The sequence below is a fragment of the Candidatus Auribacterota bacterium genome (genome assembly GCA_026392035.1).
Taxonomy (GTDB): domain Bacteria; phylum Auribacterota; class Tritonobacteria; order UBA1439; family UBA1439; genus JAPLCX01.
The window spans coordinates 1-14268 of sequence record JAPLCX010000046.1 but is presented as its reverse complement, the minus strand read 5'-3'; the positions used below and the strand labels follow the sequence as shown (position 1 = coordinate 14268).

Genomic DNA, 14268 nt, shown 5'->3' with positions numbered 1-14268 from the left:
ATAAGTGACCCCTTACGAATTAAGCACTAAGGATTAAGCCCTTAAACATAGTGCGTAGTGCTTACTCCTTACCGCTTACTCCTCACCGCTTAATCCTGTGGTCATCCGGTGATTCCGAGGAAGAATTTCCCTCTGTACTTTTTTATGAGCAGCTCCCTCAGGCCCCGGTGCGATTCCATTTTCAGCATCCGGTCCTCGGCGGCAATGCGCGCGGCGGTCTCGCGGGCGAGCTTCAGCAGTCCCTCGTCCTTAAAGAGATTGGCCAGCCTCAGGTCGGGTCCTCCGTGCTGACGGCCGCTGAAAAATTCACCCGGCCCCCGGAGATCGAGATCCATTTCGGCGATCTGGAAACCGTCGTTCGTGGCGCACAATGCCTCAAGCCTCCTCCTCCCCTCCTCTGCCCCGGGCTGCCCGCTGAAGAGGAAGTATGAACGCTCGCGGCCCCGCCCAATCCTCCCCCGCATCTGGTGAAGCTGAGAGAGGCCGAATCGTTCAGCGTGCTCGACCAGCATGACGCACGCGTTCGGCACATCGAGCCCCACCTCGATCACGGAGGTTGCAACCAGCACCTGTATGAGACCAGCACGGAAATTGCTCATCACGCCCTCCCGCTCCTCGCGGATCATTCTGCCGTGTATCAATCCCACGCTCAGATCGCAGAACTGCTGCTTCTTGAGCTGTTCCGCCATAGTGCTCGCGGCGCCGAGGGGGAGCTTTTCGCTCTCGTCGATGAGCGGATACACGATGTACGCCTGGCGTCCCTTAAGTGCCTCGCTCCTGATAAAGGCATATGCGTCCCCTATCTTCTCCGGCAGGACCCATCGCGTCGTGACGGTCCCGCGGCCGGGCGGCATCTTATCGAGCACTGAAATGTCCAGGTCTCCATAAAGCGTGAGCGCGAGCGTCCGGGGAATGGGCGTCGCCGTCATAACCATAAAATCAGGATTCTCTCCCTTCGCCTTGAGATGGGCCCTCTGGGACACCCCGAATTTGTGCTGCTCATCCACGATCACCACGCCGAGCCGTGAGAACTCAACTTCTTCCTGAATCAGTGCGTGTGTCCCCACGACGATCAATGGTTCATCCGAGCGGACTGCTCCGCGCACCGCAGCCTTCTCAGTCGCGCTCATCTCTCCTATCAGGAGGGAAGGCTTGATCCCCAGCGGGGAGAGCAGTGCGCGGAGAGTCGTCCAGTGCTGCTCTGCGAGAATCTCAGTGGGGACCATGAGCACGCCCTGATATCCCGCATCGAGTGCAATGAGCAGCGCGACGACCGCGACTACGGTCTTCCCCGACCCCACGTCTCCCTGGAGGAGGCGGTTCATTGGACGCGTCCGCTCCATGTCAGCGCGTACTTCTGCGATTACCCTTTCCTGCGCGCGGGTGAGCGTGAACGGGAGCGATTCCAGAAAGCGCCGGACAAGCTCCCCTCCCTTCTTAGACGAGCCGGGAATCTCCGCGAGCTGTTTCCTTTTCAGAAGAATCGCAAGCTGCATGTGGAGAAACTCATCGAACACAAGCCGCCTCCTCGCCTGCTCCAGCGCCGCCGGGCTCTCCGGAAAGTGGATATTCCTGAGCGCGTCCGAGATCTGGCAGAGGTCGCGTTCTCTTCTCAGCGCTGGTTCAAGCAGCTCCGGAACAGACTCGGCATAGTTCTCAAGACAGGCATGAATGATCCGCCTCATGGTTCGCTGTGTGAGATGCTCGCTCAATGGATAGAGGGGCACGATGCGGCCCGTGTGCAGCAGGTCGTCGCTCTGCCCGCTCAAAATCTCAAATTCAGGCGAAAGAATTTCCATCTGTCCGCGACGCTGCACCTTGCCGGTGAGTATCAGCTCCTGCCCGTTTTTGAACCGGGACTGCATATACGGCTGGTTGAACCAGGTGGCGTACACGGTACCGCTGCCATCGCTCACGGCAGCCTGGACGATGGTGAGCGTTCTGCTCACCCGCTTGGTGCCGATCGCGAGCACCTTCCCCTGTATCGTTTCTTCCCTCCCGGTCTCAAGCTGCGCGATCCGCCGGATCTGCCTCCGGTCTTCATAGCGCCGGGGGTAATGCTGGAGCAGGTCGATCACGCTCTGAATGCCGAGCGCGCTGAGCAGTTCGGAGCGACGCGGGCCCACTCCCTTCACGTACTGCGCCTTTACCTGGCTCAAATCCTGCATGGCTGAGATATTCGTTACTGGCTGAGGGTTGAGGGAGCGGAGGAACAATGGACAACTCTCAACCCTCAACCATACACCCTCAACCATGACGAGAAAAGTATGTTGAGAAAAGTATTGCACAATTCGGCAGTTCCGTCTATTATCACTCCTCTAAAAGCAGAAAAGAGGAGTCCAGTAATGTCCAGAATATGTGAGATCTGCGGGAAACATCCGGCAGCCGGGAGGAAGATGAAGAGACGCGGCCTCGCGAAGATCAAAGGCGGCGTTGGTCGACGCATCACGGGCGTCACGAAGCGCCGCTTCATGCCCAACCTTCAAACCGTCCGTACCCTGATCAAGGGGAAGCCCAGAAGAATATTGGTATGTACCGGTTGCCTCAAGGCCGGCAAGGTTGTCAAGGCGGCGTAGCATATGCGGCACCGCCGCACCCACCCATTCTATGCACGCGCACGCGGGGCGTGATTGTCAATCCCACTTCGCTGAATTGATCTGGATTATCGGCATAATCGAGCGTCAAGTATCATGTTGCGCGCGCCACAAGCAAGTGCAACACCTGTGGAACAAAGTGGGATTCACTCAGTTGAGAGAGTTGAAGTACCTTGCCTATGGGGAACAGCTTTTTTCTTGGCGGAGGCGACTCCCGGCTCCGTAGTAACTGCTCAGGAGCCAGAATTCAGGAGTCAGGAGTTTGAATGAGGACGCCGGCGGCGACATTTGAGGGCTTGGGCTACGGCGATGTTTCCGAGTTAATGAAGTTACTCGAAGAGGTCAATAAGCTTCTGGAAGCTTATGCGCGATCCATTCTGGATTCTGGCCCCTGGCTTCTGACTACCTGAGTAGTTATGCTCCGTAAGGATTGCTTGTAGAATCCGGATTCGATGGGTTCGCGCTGAGCTTGCCCAGATCTTCTGCCCATACCTTTCCGAGACCGAGACACAGGGTCACGACGATGGCAAATACACATATCTCTTTCAATGCATCACACTCCTGGATTCTCCCCTTCTTAGAAACTAAGGTAATTTTTCACCACGGACCTGCCTGCCGGCGGGCAGGGACACAGAGAGCACGGAGAACCCACAGAGAAAGAACTACTGTAATGACCTATCATTTAGGGTAGTACGTTATCTCCGTGTCCTCCGTGGTGGATTATGCATTGGAATACACCTACAAAATAGTATCTGTTTCACTTCACTAATACTGCATCCACTTCCGACACAACGTATTGTGTATTTTGATGATAAGTTTTTGGGGGATGTCCAGATCACACTCCCCTGTTGGGTTATTCCCTAGAGCTTATTCTTGGCGATGAAATCCTTTGCCTGTTCACCCTCGGCGCACAGGGGGTAATCCGCAATGACCCCATCGCAGACATTCTTGGCCTCGGCTCTCAGCTTCTTCTTCTCTCCGGGATCCTCCTGCTTTTCAGCCTGAGCCAGATGGACCTCGGCGAGCTTAAACTGCGCCTGTACCCGATGGATACTGAACGGGTAGGTGCTGATGAGCTTCTGATAGGTCTCCACTGCGTTCTTGGTAGCACCCTGTAACTTTGCGAGGAGCATCGTCGCTCTCACGCACCAGACGCTCCGCGGGTAGTCATTCATGATCTGCTTCAGTATCTTTGCCGCATCATCGCTCTTCCCGTAGTACCATAATGCCTCCGCCAGCTTCATCTGCGCGGCCATCCCCACGTTAGTCCCGATGTATCGCGTATACACGGATCGATAGCTGTCGAGCTCATCATCCATACTCTCCAGCGCGCGTTCGGCCTGGCCACGCTTCTCTATGGCGTTCTGCACTATGGACCCTATGAAGTGGTATTTATCGTCATAGGCGCCGTCAATGCCAAGTGATTGAATAATCGTCGTGTCGGTATCCACGGCATTCCCGTACTCCTCTGAATCCAGCTTAAGGTCGGCATACTTCGACAGGGCAAGAGACGCGACCTCCGGGTATAAAACAGATGCGAGACTGTACGCCTGTTCAGCCGCAACGCCTTCTTTGTTTTTTGCATAGGTGTCACCGATGAGCAGATGCGCCCTCCCCGCCTCCTCAGGATAGCTATCGGTAACTTTTTTCAGCTCGCGCATTGCCATAGCTTCCTTTTCAGAACCAAACGCCGCGTAGGTGAGCGCGACCCCGATTATCGCTTCAGCTTTCGATGCGGGGAATTGGGCGATGACTTTCTGGTACGCCGCGAGAGCCTGATTCATATTTGAATTGACCCGGGAGGTCATCTCCTCAAGTTCCCTCTTGGGGACGTCTCCCCTCGCCTTTGCCTTTTCGAACTCAGCCATGGAGCGAAGCATGAGCTGCTGGTAACAATACCCGATTCCGAGCCAGCCATGCTCAGCCTCCCTCGTCACCGGGTGCTTGGCGATCATCGCATTGTTACTTGTGATAGCGAGATCGAACTGCTCCGTGACGGTGTAATAGTTACCGAGGTGGAAATACTCTGAGAGCGATGGGTTCTCCAGGCTCGCCCCAATGAACAGGGGTAACAACAGCATCACCCCGACGACCACCGCACAGGCCAGCAATCTTTTCATAATCACCTCTCTGTTTTAGGACTCCTCGCTTTGATTACCCGTTAGCAAGTGCACCACTAGCCAGTCGCACTGGAAAATAATATACCACTTTCATTCGAGAAGTCAAGCCCTATTTTTTGTCGCATATTTTGTCAAAAAGGGAATGCACGGGTAGAGCAATGGGTCAATCGCGAGGGGGGACGTGCTGCAGGGGCCCGGTTCCCGCCGGAGGGGGCAGGCCGGGACCCCCACCTACATGCCGCGGGCTTCGAGCATCTCTTTGACTTTCATCAGCCGTACCCGTGAGGAGCGCTCGCTCTCTTCGAGCTTGCTCTGAATAGCCTTCTTGGTTCTGCTGATCTCGGGAATCATCACGTATTCGAGAGCGTTCACCCGGCGGCGGGTCTTCTCAATCTCGCGGGAGAGGCGCTTGAGGAGCACCTCCAGCGAGGCGAGCTCAATGATTTTCGGAAGGAGCGCCCCGAGCTCCGAGGCGGCCACGTCAAGCTCAGGAGGTGTGGCAACGAGGCTGTAGGCCATCTCCAGGCGGAAGCCCTCCATCCGGAAGGCGGGGGCCTTCACGCCCATTACCTTTCTCATCTCGGTGGCAATCCGCGCCTCCCCGTGACACTCCTCCAGAGAGAGCGAAACTATCTCCCGGGACGAGGTTGCCGCGGCGAGGGCGAAGAGGTTGAGCGTGCGGGGGAGCAGTTCGTCGAGTTGGCCGCGCTTCCGCCGGTACTCCCCTACCAGCGGCATAAAATCCTTGACGAGCCCCTCCAGTTTTTCCTTCAAGAGCCGGTGACCCCGGATGGAAAGCTCCAGCCGCTTGCGGAGCTTGAGGAGCTCCATCCTGTTCGGGCTGACGATGAGTTTCATAACGAGTGCCGAATGACAACAATCCACTGACACCACAACAGGACCTTTGTCATCGGGGCTTTACCCTTTATCATTCCTCTATTGGGATTTGGGATTTGGGATTTGGGATTTGGGATTTATCTTTAGGGTAGTATTTCTCTATGTACGCTTCCTTAATCCTCTTCAGTTCCCCCTCGGGGAGAATGCCCAGGAGATTCCACCCGATGGTGAGCGAGGTGACGATGTCCCTGTTCTCGTTCTCCCCTTGCCTGATGAATTCCCTCTCAAATCTCTCGGCAAATTTCACGTACAGGAGGTCCAGGGGGGTCAGGGCGGACTCGCCGAGGACAACCGCGATCTCCTGCGCGGACTTCCCCTTGGCGTACGCCGCGTAGAGCTGGTTCATGACGCCCGAGTGATCCTCGCGGGTCTTTCCCTCGCCGATTCCCTTGTCCTTGAGACGAGAGAGGGACGGCAGGACGTCCACGGGCGGGTAGATGCCCTCGTTGTTGAGGGGCCGGGAGAGCAGTATCTGGCCCTCGGTGATGTAGCCGGTGAGGTCGGGAATGGGGTGTGTCTTGTCGTCCTCGGGCATGGTGAGAATCGGCATCTGCGTGATGGAGCCCTTCTTCCCCTTGATCCTGCCCGCCCTCTCGTATATCATGGAGAGGTCGGTGTAGAGGTACCCCGGGTAGCCTCTCCGCGAGGGAATCTCCTTTCTCGCGGCCGAAATCTCGCGCAGGGCCTCGCAGTAGTTGGTCATGTCGGTGAGGATGACAAGGATGTGCATCCCGAGCTCATAGGCGAGGTACTCCGCGGCCGTGAGCGCCATCTTGGGAACGGCGATGCGCTCAATGGGCGGGTCGTTGGCGAGGTTGATGAAGAGCACCGCCCTCTCCAGCGCTCCCGTCTTCTCAAACTCCCCCATGAAGAAATTGGCTTCCTCAAAGGTGATGCCCATTGCCGCGAACACGACGGCGAACTGCTCGCCGGTCTTGAGAACCTTCGCCTGCCGGGCGATCTGGGCTGCGAGGCGGGAGTGCGGCAGCCCGGAGCCGGAGAAGATGGGCAGCTTCTGCCCGCGCACGAGCGTGTTGAGCACGTCAATTGTGGATATTCCCGTCTGGATGAACTCGGTAGGGTAATCCCGCGCCTCCGGGTTTATCGGCATCCCGTTCACGTCCTGGTATTTTTCCGGGATGATGGCAGGGCCGCCGTCGATCGTCTTCCCGAAGCCGTCAAACGTCCTCCCCAGGATGTCGCGGGAGAGTCCGAGCTGAAGGCCCTTCCCCAGGAACTTCACCCTCACCTCGCCCGGGGTCAGGCCGCTCGTCCCCTCAAAGACCTGGACGAGTGCCTTATCCTCGTGGACCTCCAGCACCTGCCCGTGCCGCACACCGCCGCCGGGCATGGAGATTTCGGCAATCTCGGCGTAGGAAACCCCGCCCACGTACTGGACGAGTATCACCGGACCGACGATGTTCTCTACGGTAAGATATTCTTTGCTCATACTCGTTCTCCGCTGGGTTTGAGTGCCTCTATGGACGCCTTGATATTTTTTATGAGTTCTTCAAGCCTGGACATCTCCGACTCGGGAACGTTCTTTGCCCGGGATATCTCCTCCCGCACCGGGAGGGCGATGAGATCCTCGAGCTCCGTTCCCACCGCGAGGGCCTGGTAGGCGTAGTGGTAGAACGTGAGGACGATTTGGAGGAGCTTGAACTGTTTTGGGGGAGATGTATAGGTGTCCACAGGATCATAGGCGTTCTGATGGAGGAAATCCTCACGTATCATCTTCGCCGCCTCCATCAGCAGGCGGTCCTGCGGGGAGAGGGCGTCCATCCCCACCAGCCGCACGAGTTCCTCCAGCTCCGCCTCCCTCTTCAGAATTGCCATTGCCTCCTGGCGGTTCTTTGACCAGTACTGGCTCACCGAGGCGTTGCACGCCCTGTCGACGAGGTCCTGGTAGAGCGAGTAGCTGGAGAGCCAGTTTATTGCCGGGAAATGCCGCTGGCCTGCGAGCTTGTCGTCAAGGCTCCAGAAAACCTTCACCACCCTGAGCGTGGCCTGCACGACCGGCTCGGAGAGGTCCCCCCCGGGGGGAGAGACAGCACCTATCACCGACAGGCTCCCCTCCCTCCCGTCCGCCCCGAGGCAGATGGCGCGCCCCGCCCTCTCATAGAAACTCGCGAGGCGGGAGGACAGGTAGGCGGGATACCCCTCTTCACCCGGCATCTCCTCGAGCCTGCCGGACATCTCGCGCATTGCCTCCGCCCACCGGGAGGTGGAATCCGCCATGAGCGCGACGCTGTACCCCATATCCCGGTAGTACTCCGCCATGGTAATGCCGGTGAACACCGACGCTTCACGCGCGGCAACGGGCATGTTGGAGGTGTTCGCCACGAGGACGGTCCTCTCGATGAGCGGCCTCCCGGAACGGGGGTCGGTCAGCTCGGGGAATTCAATGAGCACGTCTGTCATCTCGTTCCCCCGCTCGCCGCAGCCGACGTACACGATCAGGTCGGCATCGGCCCACTTCGCGAGCTGGTGCTGGACGACCGTCTTCCCGCTCCCGAACGGCCCCGGCACGCAGGCAGTCCCGCCCTTCGTGATGGGGAAGAGCGTGTCCAGGACTCTCTGACCTGTCACGAGGGGAACGACGGGAGGCATCCGCCTCGTCACGGGCCTGGCCACTCTCACCGGCCACTTCTGCAGGAGGGTCAGGCGCTCCTCCCCCTCCGCGGTCTTTATCACCGCGATCGTCTCCTCGATGGTGGCCTCTTTTTCCGCGATGGAGGCGATGGTCCCCTCCACGCCCGGGGGCACCATGACGCGGTGCTCAACGACGGGAGTCTCGGGGATCACGCCGATGATGTCTCCCCCGATCACCTTCTCCCCCCTCTTCTTTCGCGGAGTGAAGCGCCACTTCTTCTTCCTGTCCAAAGACGGCGTCTCCGCCCCGCGCACAATGAAATCACCGAACGCCGCCCGAAGTTTGTCCAGGGGGCGCTGAACGCCGTCAAAGATGGAGGTGAGCAGGCCGGGGGCGAGTTCCACTGTGAGCGCGGCGCCGGTACCCGCCACGGGTTCGCCGGGACCTATTCCTCCCGTCTCCTCGTACACCTGGATCGAGAAGCGGTCCCCGCGTATCTCAATGACCTCGCCGAAGAGGCCCAGCTTCCCCACCCGCACCATCTCGTACATCTTCGTCCCCTCGAGGCCGCAGGCCACCACCAGGGGCCCGCTCACCTTGACGATTCTCCCCTCGCGCCGCTCGTTGTTCATCCCTCACTCTCCTTAATCATCTTCTTAAACCACTGAGGACACTGAAGGCGCTGAAAAACCGTTTGTATCCTTCAGTATACTCAGTGTTCTCAGTGCTTGAAACCCCTATTCAGCGGATTCCACCTCAAGCGTTATCTCCTCGCTGATTTTCTCCGACGGGGCCCGGGCAATCAGGTCAACGCCCACGGACCGCACGATGAGCTCTCTCATCCTCTCAAGCCCGGCACTCTTTTCCGACTTCCGCGTGGGAATAATCATGAGGGCGTGCCGCTCCGCCTCTTCGAAATCCCCAACCTCGTCGGGAGATGCCGCGGCGGCCTCTTCCGTGATGAGCACCAGGGAACTCCCGGGCTGCGCGCCTATCTCCTTGAGCGCCCTCGCCACGCCCTCAGGATTCTCGGCGGGATACAGTACCGCACCCCCCGCCTTGAAGGGGAGGATGACCTGCGCGCTCCCTACCATGCACACCCTGCCGTCAGTCATTCCTCAGCCTCACCTGGGCTTGCGTGAGCGGGAGCGGCGTGAGTACCGCCGCCACGCATAGCCTGAGGTTAAAATGTTCAACCCATACCTGCCGCGCGTAGTGGAGGACGCGGCCGGCCCCGTAGGTATCGTGCCTCCCCCTCCCCGCCAACCGGGTGAGATAGTCGTCAATGTCCCTGCCCAGTGATTCGCGTAACTCCTCGCCCGGGGGGGAGAAATCCGCCGGTCCGAATAACCTGATAAGCCCGAGCGGCGACGCCCCCCGTGCCGCCGCGGCGACCTCGTCAAGCGGCGGCGAGGGCAAACCATCCCTGAAGAAGAATGCCGCAAGCCACCTCGCGTCAAGCCCGCTCTCCACCGCACGCCAGCACACCGCCAACATGCGCAGGGAGATGAGCGCCTGTATGTAGGGCAGGAGCCCCGGCTCCCCGGACGCAAACTCCATCACCCTCGAGAGGTACGCTGCGTCGGCCCAGAGGGAAAGGGCGCGCACGGGCTGCGAGATGAAAAGCGTTCTGCCTGCGCCGCCGACCGAAAATCCTCGCATCCAGGGGAACCCCTCGCCCAGGCGCTCCGCCCACTTCTCTGTCTCCGCCGCATCGGCGCGTGCAATCCCCTGCCGGATGAGCACGGCGTGGACGTCGCGCAGCTCCAGCTCGGAGAGGAATATGTCCGCCGGCCCCGGCGACGGACTATCCGCGGCGATGGAGCGGAGTTCCGCGCGCAGATGGTCGGTCACGAGGCGGTCGTAGTCGCACAGGTCGCGTGGGTGGGGGAAGATTTCGGCGTAGGGGGACTTGGAGAGCCGCGCATAGGCCCCCTCTTGTGTCCCCTCCTGGAGAATCTCGCGGAAAAACTCCCGGCCCAGGAGTCCCGCCTCAAGCGACGCGCACCGACCGGAGATGTAGCACCAGTTTTCCGGCGCGTTAATCAGCGTGGGCATTGCCCGCCTCTCCAAACAGCTCCTTCTCAAGCCAGGGAGCCATACTGCGTTTCTGCTCCTCCATCCATGCCTCCAGAGACTTCGTCACCTCGTAGCGCGGAGTGCTGAAAATGAATCCACTCAGGAAGCGGGACCTCTCGCGGGAAAGCGTCAGCCGCGAGCCCGCGTCCCGCGATGGGTTCATCTCGCCGATTAGGCCGGCGAGAGCCTCCGCGTCGCGCGCGGCGGGGAGGATATCCCCTCCAGCGGATGTCTCAAGCTCGCCCAGCCACCGGCGCAGAATTTCCCGGTAGCGCGCGGGGGGAAGCTGGAGCGCCTCATCCATTGCCCGGGAGAAAATGCACTCGAGCACCCTGTTGCGCGCGTCGAGGCAGGCGAGCCTCGCCTTGAGCTGGGCGCGGGATATCTCCCTCAGCGCCGCCAGCTCCATGCGCGCCTTCTCCTCGCGGAGATGGGCCTCGGCCCTATGCTCCTCTTCTCTCCTGGAGTCCTCGAGAAGCCGCTCCATCTCTTTGTTCGCCTCGTGGAGGATGTGGGCCGCCTCAGCCTTGGCTTCCTCCACCACTGCCTTCTGTATCTGTTCCACGGCCTTCTTCATTTTGCGACAGGGCCCATTGTGACGATCAGGTCCGGCTTGGTGACCCAGAGAATCATCAAAATCGCCGCGAGGAGCGCTATGACCGCGTAGGTTTCTACCAGCGCCGGCAGGAGGATGGCCCTGCCGCTCTCATCGGGCTTCTTCGCGGTGAGGTTGATCGCCGCTGCGGAGGCCTCTCCCTGGGAAATCGCGCTCTGCCACTCCACGATGCCCGTGCAGAGCCCTATAAAAAACAGGCTGAGCCCGACCGTCGGCGTCATCTCCACCTTCCCCGCGATCAACCCGCTGCGCATGGCAATCATGATCGCGCAGATGAAGCCGTAAAACCCCTGCGTGCCGGGCAACGCGATGAGGACGAGGAGCTTCCCGAAGAGCTCCGGCTGCTCCGAAAGGACGCCGCCCGCCTGCGCCCCCGCGATCCTGATGCCCTTAGCGCTCCCCACCCCCCCGAGCATTACCGCCGCCATCGCCCCGGCAATCGCCCATGCGTAGCCGGACTGTAAAAAATAGTGACGTAGTAACTCAGTCATGCTTCACTCCCTCCTTCCTTTTATGCATAATTATCACCACGGAGACACGGAGGACACGGAGTAATTGTCTTCTCATAAAGAGCAACAGAAACTACGCGTGTCTCTTGACCTCTTTTACTCTTTGTAGAAATTAAACCTTTTCTCTGTTCTCCCACTTCTTTTCTCCGTGCTCTCAGTGCCTCCGTGGTGAAAAACTACTTATTTCACGAGCTCCACGGTAGCGCTCGAGTAACCGTGCGGCTGGAACCACTCCCCTCCCCCCTGGTAGAATCGCCCAAACCACTCGAGGAGTATGAGCCGCGCAGAGTGCACAAACGCGCTCAGGATGCTCAGGAAAAAATTAAAAAGGTGTCCGGAGACCATCACAAGAACGACGAGCAGCCCTCCCACGGCCGGGCTGGACATCGCACCCGCGGTGGACGGGAAGAGACTGGTGATAATCTGCGGGACGACCTTCGCGATGATATTGAACGACATTCCGACGATGTAGGTGGTCAACCCCAGGGCCAGGAGACGCGAGTAGGAGAGGACGTCGCCGATGAAGGATACCGTGCCGTATCCCCCCACAATCCCGTAGAGGCTTACCACGCCGAAGATCGCCTTGCCCGCGATGCTTTTCTCGTCCCGTCCCTGGGTGAGCACGAGGCCCACTGCTCCCCCTGCCACCGCCACAAGGCTCACCCCGCGGGCGATGCTCCCCCCGCGGCCCGAAATGCCCGTGATCGCCGCGGCAAGCAACCCTCCGAGATAGATGAGCCAGAACGCCCCGTCATACACGGCTCCCTTCCAGTTCGACTGGCGTATATCCTTGACCATACGCATCACGATCCCGTAGAACTGATTGGCCACCCCTATAGCGAGCGCGATCATCAGCGCGATAACCGGTTTTGCGAGCATGTCCAGAACGGTGGTCTTCTGGACAAAGCGCTGGAAGGCGTTGCTCGGACCGAAGTAATTATAAATATCGGCGGCCCAGCTTCCCGTGAGGACGCCGAAGATGACGGTGCTGATCCCACAGTAGTAAAAGAGCCGGAAGAACTCCCTGAGGTTATCCTGGAGGCGGTACCTCCGCATCATGAGCCGGGAGAGAAGCATGAGCAGAAGCCCGTACACGACATCGGCGAAGCAGATGCCGAAAAACACCAGGAAAACGACTGCCAGGTAGGGCGTGGGATCAATGCTGAAATAGTCGGGGAGCCCGAACATATTGATGAGGAGCTCGAACGGCCTGAGCCATCGGGGCAACCTGATGGACACGGGGACGGCATCGCCCGGGACGGGGTCGGCGGCGATGATGCTCGCCCCGGGGAACTCCTTCGCCACCTCCGCGATGAAGGAGGCGGCGTCCGCTGAGCGGACATATCCCCTCGCCACTCCCACCCTTCTTGAGCACAGTATGGTGCGCGCCTTCTCCGCCCTCTTCCTTTCGCTCTCCCAGTACCCCGCCAGACATCGCAGGTTATGTACCACGCCCGGGGAGAGGAGTGACTTCAACTCATCCTGGAGGGCGCAAAACTCCGCGCGGGTTTCCTCATCCTCGCGATCTATTTGCTCTATGCGGTCCCGGACGGCGACCGACAGGTCGGGATACTCAAGGATGTGAAAACCGTGAGCCCTCACAATGTCCGCGCATTTCGCGGCGTCCCTCTTCTTCCCCGCAACCACGATCGTAAGGAGCGCCCCCTGCCTCCGCCTCACCTCCCAAGCGAGCAGGTCCGCCGCCTCCCTGTCCCTCGCGACGTTGTCCAGCCGCGCGGTGCTGCCCTCAGCGACGAGGCAGAACGTCCTGGCGAGCTGCCGGAGCTCGCTCATGGGAATCTCCAGGAATAAAAAGTGGGAGAGGTGCTGCCGTTCTCGCGCGAGGAGAGAGAGCCGTGCGTGGCAATCCCTGACGCCGCGGCTCTTTCGCGCGACCTGGGCGTGGAGCTCCTCGAGGGGGACCGTTGTGAGGGCTTCCCGGAGATCCCCCTCCCGCACGACGGTTTTCACGGGGAGCATGCCGTCGATGAAGTTCTTCTTTTCCTTGGCGAGGCTGTCAGCCTCAACCAGAAGCGCCTCCGCCATCGAGAGCTTCTCCGCCGCATCCTGCTCGTCAATGGAGAGGGGGATCGCCGCCGCGCTGAGCTTCGTGAACTCCCGCTCAAGGCTCACCAAGTGGAGCGCGGCCCGCGAATAGAGCCACTCCTCAAACCTCTCCCCCTCCTGTGTGGAAAAGAGGACGGTGAGCTTTGTCATCCTGTCAATGGCCATAGGATTCGTTTATCGCCCGAGGAGATTCTCCAGAATGGCGCGCACGCACCCCGCCGCCTTCTCCCTCCCGGCCTTCTCTACCGCTTCAACACCGATGCGCATGTCCCGCTCAACGCCGGCAAGGCTCTCCCTCAGCCTCACCGCGCTCTTCTCCTCGATGCGTTTCTTTTCTTTTTCGATCCGCTGCAATATCTCTTTTGCCACGTGCGCTTTCCTCCCTTCAATCGTGCCCAGCAGGCTCTTTGCCTCCGCCCGTGCGGACGCCACTATCGCTGCCGCTTCCTGCTCGATCGAGAGAATCTCTTCCTCAAGGCTCATGGCATGTACCTCAGGTATTTCACAATGATTTGAACCGTTCGAACCGTTTCAGTCGTGTGCGCAGTTAGAATCGTTGACGCTGCTCATACCGTTTACCCCGGTGAAGTGCCGGGGCAGGGCACTCATCGTGCCAAATGACACATGCAATATCAATAATTTTCGGACCCGGTGTTGCGTAACTTTTAAAACTGGACTCTTCGGAACATTTAAAACCGAACTGTTTTAGCGTTGCGTATAAAATGTCGCAACTTTCTCTTCGCCAATGTAGATAGAGAGTTTTTCACCCGGCTTTTCACACACTGTAACATGT

Annotated in this window: 12 protein-coding genes; 1 reads left to right on the top strand and 11 read right to left on the bottom strand. The window is 59.4% G+C overall.

Annotated elements, in window-relative coordinates:
• Window positions 1-101: 101 nt before the first annotated feature.
• Window positions 102-2168 carry an ATP-dependent DNA helicase RecG gene (recG, locus tag NTX71_04340; protein MCX6339130.1) on the bottom strand — a complete coding sequence of 689 codons (2067 nt, stop codon included), beginning with the start codon at window positions 2166-2168 and terminating at the stop codon, window positions 102-104.
• Between the two features lie 177 nt (window positions 2169-2345).
• Here recG and rpmB point away from each other — a divergent pair, with 177 nt between their 5' ends.
• Window positions 2346-2576 (top strand): 50S ribosomal protein L28, encoded by a 231-nt coding sequence (rpmB, locus tag NTX71_04335; GenBank protein ID MCX6339129.1) that lies wholly within the window; start codon window positions 2346-2348, stop codon window positions 2574-2576.
• An 878-nt stretch (window positions 2577-3454) separates the two neighbouring features.
• Here rpmB and NTX71_04330 read toward each other — a convergent pair.
• From NTX71_04330 to NTX71_04285, 10 genes are all read right to left on the bottom strand, one after another.
• Window positions 3455-4714 carry a tetratricopeptide repeat protein gene (locus NTX71_04330; protein ID MCX6339128.1) on the bottom strand — a complete coding sequence of 420 codons (1260 nt, stop codon included), beginning with the start codon at window positions 4712-4714 and terminating at the stop codon, window positions 3455-3457.
• A 231-nt stretch (window positions 4715-4945) separates the two neighbouring features.
• Window positions 4946-5572 (bottom strand): V-type ATP synthase subunit D, encoded by a 627-nt coding sequence (locus NTX71_04325; GenBank protein ID MCX6339127.1) that lies wholly within the window; start codon window positions 5570-5572, stop codon window positions 4946-4948.
• A 70-nt stretch (window positions 5573-5642) separates the two neighbouring features.
• Window positions 5643-7061, bottom strand: a complete 1419-nt coding sequence (locus NTX71_04320; GenBank protein MCX6339126.1) for a V-type ATP synthase subunit B — start codon at window positions 7059-7061, stop codon at window positions 5643-5645.
• Complete coding sequence (locus NTX71_04315; protein ID MCX6339125.1) at window positions 7058-8836, bottom strand: V-type ATP synthase subunit A; 1779 nt, start codon at window positions 8834-8836, stop codon at window positions 7058-7060. The genes NTX71_04320 and NTX71_04315 overlap by 4 nt, the downstream gene beginning before the upstream one ends.
• 105 nt (window positions 8837-8941) lie before the next feature.
• Window positions 8942-9319: a hypothetical protein gene (locus NTX71_04310; GenBank protein ID MCX6339124.1), complete on the bottom strand. Its 378-nt coding sequence runs from the start codon at window positions 9317-9319 to the stop codon at window positions 8942-8944.
• The gene (locus NTX71_04305; GenBank protein ID MCX6339123.1) at window positions 9312-10262 is read right to left on the bottom strand and encodes a hypothetical protein; all 951 of its coding nucleotides are present in this window, start codon (window positions 10260-10262) and stop codon (window positions 9312-9314) included. The genes NTX71_04310 and NTX71_04305 overlap by 8 nt, the downstream gene beginning before the upstream one ends.
• Window positions 10246-10860 carry a V-type ATP synthase subunit E family protein gene (locus NTX71_04300; GenBank protein MCX6339122.1) on the bottom strand — a complete coding sequence of 205 codons (615 nt, stop codon included), beginning with the start codon at window positions 10858-10860 and terminating at the stop codon, window positions 10246-10248. The genes NTX71_04305 and NTX71_04300 overlap by 17 nt, the downstream gene beginning before the upstream one ends.
• Window positions 10857-11390 carry a V-type ATP synthase subunit K gene (locus NTX71_04295; GenBank protein ID MCX6339121.1) on the bottom strand — a complete coding sequence of 178 codons (534 nt, stop codon included), beginning with the start codon at window positions 11388-11390 and terminating at the stop codon, window positions 10857-10859. The genes NTX71_04300 and NTX71_04295 overlap by 4 nt, the downstream gene beginning before the upstream one ends.
• A gap of 198 nt (window positions 11391-11588) precedes the next feature.
• Complete coding sequence (locus NTX71_04290; GenBank protein ID MCX6339120.1) at window positions 11589-13640, bottom strand: hypothetical protein; 2052 nt, start codon at window positions 13638-13640, stop codon at window positions 11589-11591.
• Between the two features lie 9 nt (window positions 13641-13649).
• Window positions 13650-13958, bottom strand: a complete 309-nt coding sequence (locus NTX71_04285) for a hypothetical protein (GenBank protein MCX6339119.1) — start codon at window positions 13956-13958, stop codon at window positions 13650-13652.
• Window positions 13959-14268: the final 310 nt, after the last annotated feature.

Excerpts from the sequence above, each read along its gene's own strand:
- recG (MCX6339130.1), bottom strand. The coding sequence starts at position 2,168 with ATGCAGGATTTGAGCCAGGTAAAGGCGCAGTACGTGAAGGGAGTGGGC.
- rpmB (MCX6339129.1), top strand. The coding sequence starts at position 2,346 with ATGTCCAGAATATGTGAGATCTGCGGGAAACATCCGGCAGCCGGGAGG.
- NTX71_04330 (MCX6339128.1), bottom strand. The coding sequence starts at position 4,714 with ATGAAAAGATTGCTGGCCTGTGCGGTGGTCGTCGGGGTGATGCTGTTG.
- NTX71_04325 (MCX6339127.1), bottom strand. The coding sequence starts at position 5,572 with ATGAAACTCATCGTCAGCCCGAACAGGATGGAGCTCCTCAAGCTCCGC.
- NTX71_04320 (MCX6339126.1), bottom strand. The coding sequence starts at position 7,061 with ATGAGCAAAGAATATCTTACCGTAGAGAACATCGTCGGTCCGGTGATA.
- NTX71_04315 (MCX6339125.1), bottom strand. The coding sequence starts at position 8,836 with ATGAACAACGAGCGGCGCGAGGGGAGAATCGTCAAGGTGAGCGGGCCC.
- NTX71_04310 (MCX6339124.1), bottom strand. The coding sequence starts at position 9,319 with ATGACTGACGGCAGGGTGTGCATGGTAGGGAGCGCGCAGGTCATCCTC.
- NTX71_04305 (MCX6339123.1), bottom strand. The coding sequence starts at position 10,262 with ATGCCCACGCTGATTAACGCGCCGGAAAACTGGTGCTACATCTCCGGT.
- NTX71_04300 (MCX6339122.1), bottom strand. The coding sequence starts at position 10,860 with ATGAAGAAGGCCGTGGAACAGATACAGAAGGCAGTGGTGGAGGAAGCC.
- NTX71_04295 (MCX6339121.1), bottom strand. The coding sequence starts at position 11,390 with ATGACTGAGTTACTACGTCACTATTTTTTACAGTCCGGCTACGCATGG.
- NTX71_04290 (MCX6339120.1), bottom strand. The coding sequence starts at position 13,640 with ATGGCCATTGACAGGATGACAAAGCTCACCGTCCTCTTTTCCACACAG.
- NTX71_04285 (MCX6339119.1), bottom strand. The coding sequence starts at position 13,958 with ATGAGCCTTGAGGAAGAGATTCTCTCGATCGAGCAGGAAGCGGCAGCG.